This is a genomic window from Candidatus Caldatribacterium sp., from assembly GCA_014359405.1.
Lineage (GTDB): Bacteria > Atribacterota > Atribacteria > Atribacterales > Caldatribacteriaceae > Caldatribacterium > Caldatribacterium oleiphilum.
Window position 1 is genome coordinate 1 of the sequence record JACIZN010000110.1, and the last position, 6,135, is coordinate 6,135.

Annotated in this window: 7 protein-coding genes; 3 read left to right on the forward strand and 4 right to left on the reverse strand. The window is 56.7% G+C overall.

All coding sequences use genetic code 11. The annotated features are described in order from the left end of the window. The 3 genes from H5U36_08335 to wecB all read left to right on the forward strand — a co-directional run. The coding region (locus H5U36_08335) for a cytidine deaminase (protein ID MBC7218126.1) at positions 1-348 on the forward strand (348 nt) is incomplete at its 5' end. Next, positions 338-1,393 carry an undecaprenyl/decaprenyl-phosphate alpha-N-acetylglucosaminyl 1-phosphate transferase gene (locus H5U36_08340; GenBank protein MBC7218127.1) on the forward strand — a complete coding sequence of 352 codons (1,056 nt, stop codon included), beginning with the start codon at positions 338-340 and terminating at the stop codon, positions 1,391-1,393. The genes H5U36_08335 and H5U36_08340, both read left to right, overlap by 11 nt. Then, the gene (gene wecB / locus H5U36_08345) at positions 1,389-2,516 is read left to right on the forward strand and encodes a UDP-N-acetylglucosamine 2-epimerase (non-hydrolyzing) (GenBank protein ID MBC7218128.1); all 1,128 of its coding nucleotides are present in this window, start codon (positions 1,389-1,391) and stop codon (positions 2,514-2,516) included. Before H5U36_08340 ends, wecB begins: the two co-directional genes overlap by 5 nt. On the opposite strand, the gene atpC is transcribed toward wecB, so the two are convergent. The 4 genes from atpC to H5U36_08365 all read right to left on the reverse strand — a co-directional run. Beyond that, complete coding sequence (gene atpC / locus H5U36_08350) at positions 2,503-2,928, reverse strand: ATP synthase F1 subunit epsilon (GenBank protein MBC7218129.1); 426 nt, start codon at positions 2,926-2,928, stop codon at positions 2,503-2,505. The two genes, wecB and atpC, sit on opposite strands and share 14 nt — an antisense overlap. Positions 2,929-2,933: 5 nt before the next feature. Next, positions 2,934-4,343 carry a F0F1 ATP synthase subunit beta gene (locus tag H5U36_08355; protein MBC7218130.1) on the reverse strand — a complete coding sequence of 470 codons (1,410 nt, stop codon included), beginning with the start codon at positions 4,341-4,343 and terminating at the stop codon, positions 2,934-2,936. 6 nt (positions 4,344-4,349) lie between these two features. Next, entirely contained in the window at positions 4,350-5,189 is an 840-nt protein-coding gene (locus H5U36_08360; GenBank protein ID MBC7218131.1) for a F0F1 ATP synthase subunit gamma, read from the reverse strand. Next, on the reverse strand, positions 5,189-6,135 hold a 947-nt coding region (locus H5U36_08365), incomplete at its 5' end, for a F0F1 ATP synthase subunit alpha (GenBank protein ID MBC7218132.1). The genes H5U36_08365 and H5U36_08360, both read right to left, overlap by 1 nt.

A 6,135-nucleotide genomic window follows, 5' to 3' on the forward strand; every position in this document is an offset into this window, starting at 1 on the left:
GCCACCGGCTACAACGGTGCCCCCACGGGAGTTGCCCACTGCACCGAAGAGACCTGCCTCCGGAACGTGAAGAACATCCCCTCCGGGCAGATGCACGAGCTCTGCCGGGGGCTCCATGCCGAGCAGAACGTCATCATCCAGGCGGCTCTCTACGGGGTGAGCACAAAAGGAGCCACGCTCTACTGCACTCATAAACCCTGCATCCTCTGCGTGAAGATGCTCATCAATGCCGGGATTGTCCGGATTGTCTACGAGAACCCCTATCCCGACCCCCTCTCAGAAGAACTCCTCAAAGAAGCAGGCATTGAGGTTACGGTATTCTCGGGAGGACAGAGCGATGCTCCGTGAAGCGCTCTTTTTCCCCTTCTTGGCTTTTCTTTTGTCCTTAGGGCTTGTGCCCCTTGTCATCCGCTTCAGCGAGCGCCGGGGGTGCTTTGATCTCCCCGATGGGGAACGTAAAATCCACGATCGGCCCATCTCGCGCCTTGGGGGGCTTGCGGTTTTTGGGGCTTTCCTTTTGAGTTTCATATTCCTTGCTTTCGCCCTCTCCCTTCCCCTTTCGCCCTTTTTCCTCCTTGGTGTGGGGGTGATTTTTGCCACCGGGCTTTTGGATGATTTCCTCTCCCTTCCGCCCTGGGAGAAGTTCGCCGGCCAGTGCCTTGGAGCTTGCTTCCTCCTTCTGGGGGGTGTGGTTATCCGCTTTTTCACCCTTCCCTGGAGCCACGTGGTGTACTTGGGGTGGTTTGGGTATCCTCTCACGCTTTTTTGGATTGTGGGGATTTCCAATGCCTTGAACCTCATCGATGGGCTTGACGGGCTTTCGGGGGGAGTGGGGGCCATCGCCGGCTTCACCTTGGGAATCATTGCCCTCCAGGAGGGAAGGGTTGAGCCGGCGCTTTTTTCCTTCCTCCTTGTGGGGGCTGTCCTTGGCTTTCTCCCCTACAACTTTCCTCCCGCAAGGATTTTCCTCGGGGATGGGGGAGCGCTCTTCCTTGGGGGGATGCTTGCGGCCATTTCCGTGCAGGGGGCGGTGAAGAGCGCCGCGGCGTTCACCCTCGTGCTTCCTGCCATTATCCTTGGCGTTCCGATTTTCGACACCCTCTTTGCCATCGTGCGCCGCAAAAAGAACCGTCTCCCCATCTCTTCTCCGGATCGGGGGCACCTCCACCACCGCCTCCTCGAGCGGGGGTACTCTAAACGCGAGGTGCTCACCATTTTCTACGGCCTCAGTGGTCTCTGTGGTGGAATAGCCATTTTCGTGAATACTTTTCTGGCGAATAGCACCTACTCCCTTCTTCTCTTTTTCCTTGTGGTTCTCTTCTTCTTAAGCCTTGGGAGGAACCTCAAAGTCACGGAACTTCCAAAGGAGAAAAAGCCCCTTGTCCGGCATTAGTGTGGCTTTTGTTCTTGGAACAAGACCCGAGATTGTGAAGCTTGCTCCCCTCATTCGTGCCCTCGAGAGGAGAAAAGAATTCTTTCCCTGGGTTGTCCACACCGGGCAGCATCGGGAAATGGCGGCATCCTTTTTTGAGGTCTTTCGAATTTCCCCCCGGTACGATCTTGGAGTCATGGTGGAAGGACAGTCGCTCTTCTACCTCACCTCCCGAATCCTTGAGGGTCTTGAGGGAGTCTTTACGAAAGACCGTCCCGACCTTGTGGTTGTCCAGGGAGACACGACTTCGGCGCTCTGCGGAGCAATGGCGGCTTTCTACCTGAAGATCCCCTGCGCCCACGTGGAGGCGGGTCTTCGCTCCTTCAGTAAGTACAGTCCCTTTCCCGAAGAGATGAATCGGGTTCTCATTGGACGCCTCGCCGATATGCACTTTGCCCCCACACCACGGGCGCGGGAAAACCTCCTGAAGGAGGGAATTCCAAAGGAGCGCATTTTCGTCACCGGGAATACAGTCGTTGATGCCCTCTTTGGTGTCCTTGAGGCGTATCCCTCTTTCACTCACCCCCTCCTCAGGGAGGAGGCTTGTGGGGGAACCATCATCACGGTTACGGCGCACCGGCGGGAGAACTGGGGGGAAGGAATTGAAGGAGTTGCCCGGGCCATCCGGAGAATTGTCCTTGAGCGGGAGGACGTGAAGGTCTTCTTTCCTCTCCATCCGAATCCCCGGGTCCGGGAGAGGGTGCTACCGGTGCTCTCTGGTGTTCCCCGGGTGTTCCTTCTTGATTCCCTTCCGTATCCGGATTTCGTGCGCCTCCTTGCCCGAAGTCGGGTTGTGGTGAGCGATTCCGGAGGGGTTCAGGAGGAGGCGACGGCGTTGGGGGTTCCCGTCGTGGTTACAAGGGACACTACAGAACGTCCGGAGGTCCTCGAGTGCGGCCTTGGAGTGCTCTCCGGGTGCAACGAGGAGGCCATCGTTCAAGAGGTGAGGACCCTTCTGGAAGAGGGGAAAGAGAGGGAGAGGAAGTTCGTCTTCGGTGACGGAAGAGCGGCTGAACGCATGATTGAGGTGCTGGCCGCGTTCTTCGGTCTTCCTGGAACCTTTGAGGAATTCATCCCCGAGTAGCTTTCTTGGACTCTCGGGAAAGATGAGCAGCAGCCCGCAGACGGGCAAGGGACCGAAGAAGCGCCATCTGGGCACGGGCAAAGTCAACATTTGCGGCTTTTTCCCTGAGTCGGATCTCGGCCCGTCGCGCTGCTTCCTGGGCCCGGGCCACATCGATTTCGTGAGCTTCTTCGGCGCTGTGGACGAGAACCGTCACTTTCTCGGGAGTGACTTCCGCAACCCCACCCCCTAAGGCGAAGTAGAGCTCCTCCCCGTTTTCCTTTCGGCAGTACAAAACTCCGATGGGGAGCTCAAACAAAGCCCGAGCATGTCCCGGAAGCACTCCTCGTTTCCCGTCGGGGCATTCAAAGATGAGGGAGCGAACCTCGGGGATGGTTATTTCCCGTTCAGGGGTGATGATCACAAGAGTCATCGTCCTCACAGGCGCTTGAGCTCCTTTGCTTTTGCCTCAACTTGAGCGATGGTCCCCGTCATGTAGAAGGCCTGTTCCGGCCAGTCGTCGCACTCTCCATTGAGAATCATTTCCACCCCTTTGAGGGTCTCTTCTCGAGGGACGAATTCCCCTGGGATTCCCGTGAAGGTTTCGGCGGCGAAGAAGGGCTGCGTCAGGAAACGCTGGAGCTTTCGGGTTCGGTTCACGATGAGCTTGTCCTCTTCGGAGAGCTCCTCGACTCCAAGGATGGCAATGATATCCTGGAGCTCTAAGTAGTGGGCGATGTATTTTCGAACCTCCTGGGCAAGGCGAACGTGCCGCTCACCCGCGATGGCCGGGTCAAGGGCTCTCGAGGTGGATTGCAGAGGGTCCACTGCCGGGTAAAAGCCCTGCTCGAAGAGCTTTCGCGAGAGTACGGTGACGGCATCAAGGTGAGCGAAAGTCGTTGCCGGAGCAGGGTCGGTGAGATCATCAGCGGGGACATAAATGGCCTGCACCGAGGTTATGGAACCGTTCACGGTGGAGGCAATTCGCTCCTCAATCATCCCGATTTCCTCAGCCAGAGTCGGCTGGTACCCGACAGCAGAGGGAATACGACCAAGAAGAGCAGAGACCTCCGCCCCTGCCTGAACGTAACGGAAGACGTTGTCGATGAAAAGGAGCACATCCTGGGCGAGGACATCCCGGAAGAACTCCGCCATGGTGAGGGCTGTCAGGGCAACCCTGAAACGGGCTCCAGGAGGTTCATTCATCTGTCCGAAGACTAAGACGGTGTGGTTCAGGACACCGCTTTTTTGCATCTGGAGCCAGAGCTCATTTCCCTCCCGGACTCGCTCCCCCACCCCTGCAAAGACCGAAACCCCCCGGTGCGTGGTTGCCGTGCGGTGGATGAGCTCCATGATGAGGACGGTTTTCCCGACTCCCGCTCCACCAAAAAGCCCCGTTTTCCCCCCTCGAACATAGGGACAGAGAAGATCGATGATTTTTATACCCGTTTCGAAGACCTCAGTTGAGGCGATTCTTTCTGTGAGAGGTGGGGCAGGGCGGTGAATGGAATGCTTTGCTCTTGCCCGAACCGGTCCTTTCCCGTCAATCGGTTCTCCTAAAACGTTGAACATCCGTTCCAGGGTTTCCTTTCCCACCGGAACTTTAATGGGCTCACCGGTATCAAGGACCTTCACCCCTCGCTCGAGTCCTGTGGTGTCCTGAATGGCGATAGAGCGGACAAGGCCCTCTTCAAGATGGCTGTGGACCTCAAGGACGAGAGGTTCTCCGAAACCCTGGGTGTTCCGCTGCGGGACAAAAAGGGCATTGTGGATGGGAGGTGTTGCCTGCCGAGGGAAGCGCACGTCCACAACCTGTCCAATAACCTGTTCCACAACTCCTTCGCTCATAGGCTCTCACCTCGCTTGAGCTCGCAGGGCTTCCGCAGCACCTGTAACTTCGTTGAGTTCCTGGGTGATTCTCTCCTGGCGCTTCTTGGCGTAGAGAAGGAGGAGGGTATCGAGTGTTTCCTGGGCATGGGTTGTGGCCGTGTCCATGAGAATGAAGCGGGCAGCCTGCTCGCTCATGAAGTTTTCGGCAAGAGCTTCGTAGAGTTTTCCGGCGACGTACTCGAAAAGGAGGGAGGAGTAGAGGCTCCCAACATCGCTCAAAAGGAGGTACCTTTCCCGCACCATGGGAATACCTTTCTCGAAGGGAAGGATCTGCTCCACACGGGGTCTTCTCTCGCTTATGGACACGTACTGCATGAAGCCCACAAAAAGGTGTGTGAAGAGCCCTTCTTTCTGCATTCGGAAGACCTCATACACCAGGTCGCGAACGTCCCGGTAGTGGGGCATCTGGTGCACGGGAAGGGGATGGAAAGCAACTATGTCCTTCTCGAGGGCCTTCAGAGCTCTTTTTCCCTGAGTTCCGAGGACGATGATTTTAGTTGAGGAAAACTTCTGATTTTCGAGGAAACGGAGTATCTCCTGGGCAAGGATGGTGCTGAAGCCTCCCACAAGACCCCGGTCGGGAAAAAGACCGACAAGGAGGAGCTTTCTGTGCTCAGGGGGAGTATCCTGTGGCCCGAGAATGGCAAGCATTCGCTCGAGTTCTTTTCCGAAAGCCCGGGCTTTCTCAAGGGCGTTCTTGCCCATTCTCCAGCGAGCAGCAGAAATGGTCTTCATGGTGTTCGTGATGCGCTGGATCTCCCGCACAAGGGCTATTTGGCGTTTCAATTGAGCAAGCTTTGCCATCACCTTACCTCCTCGAGGAACTTCTCGGTAAAGCTCACCAAGACCTTTCGCATCTCTTCCTCGAGATCATGCGTGAGGTCCCGCTCCCTTTCAAGGCGTTCAAGGAGAGGTCCATGCTCTCTCTTCAGGTACTCAATGAGCTCCTGTTCCCAGAGTTTCACTTTCTCGATAGGAATGGCATCGAGAATCCCCTGGGTAGCGGCAAAGACTTCGCAAATTTCGATACCGAGAGGAAGAGGGGCAAAGTACGTCTGGGTCAAAAGCTCAAGGATTCTCTTCCCGTGGTCGAGTTGCCGGCGGGTAACCTCGTCAAGGTCTGCGCCGAAACGGGCGAACTCCTCGAGCTCAAAGTACTGGGCAAGATCAAGGCGCAGACGCCGGGCCACCTTCTTCATGATGGGGGTTTGAGCTTCACCACCCACCCGGGAGACCGAAAGACCGATGTTGATGGCCGGGAAGAATCCCCGGTTATAGAGCTCCGTTGCTAAGTATATCTGCCCGTCGGTGATGGAGATGATATTCGTGGGGATGTACGAGGCGATGTCACCTTCCTGGGTTTCGACGATGGGCAGAGCAGTCATCGACCCTCCACCTCGGGACTCAGAGAGCTGAGCACTCCGCTCAAGAAGACTCGAATGGATGTAGAAAATGTCGCCAGGGTAGGACTCCCGTCCTGGGGGGCGGCGAAGAAGAAGAGACAGCGACCGGTAGGCCACGGCGTGTTTGGTGAGATCATCGTACACGATGAGGACATCTTCTCCCTGCTCCATGAAGTACTCCCCCATGGCGCATCCGGCGTATGGAGCAAGGTAGACGAGAGCTGGAGGGTCTTCGGCGGAAGTTGCCACAACAATGGTGTACTCGAGGGCTTTGAACTTTCGAAGAACCTCAACGACCTGGGTGATGTTGGCCAGGCGCTGCCCGATGGCAACATAGATGCAGAGAA

Coding starts and splice junctions, on each gene's coding strand:
- H5U36_08340 (MBC7218127.1), top strand. CDS start 338: ATGCTCCGTGAAGCGCTCTTTTTCCCCTTCTTGGCTTTTCTTTTGTCC.
- atpC (MBC7218129.1), bottom strand. CDS start 2,928: ATGACTCTTGTGATCATCACCCCTGAACGGGAAATAACCATCCCCGAG.
- H5U36_08355 (MBC7218130.1), bottom strand. CDS start 4,343: ATGAGCGAAGGAGTTGTGGAACAGGTTATTGGACAGGTTGTGGACGTG.
- H5U36_08360 (MBC7218131.1), bottom strand. CDS start 5,189: ATGGCAAAGCTTGCTCAATTGAAACGCCAAATAGCCCTTGTGCGGGAG.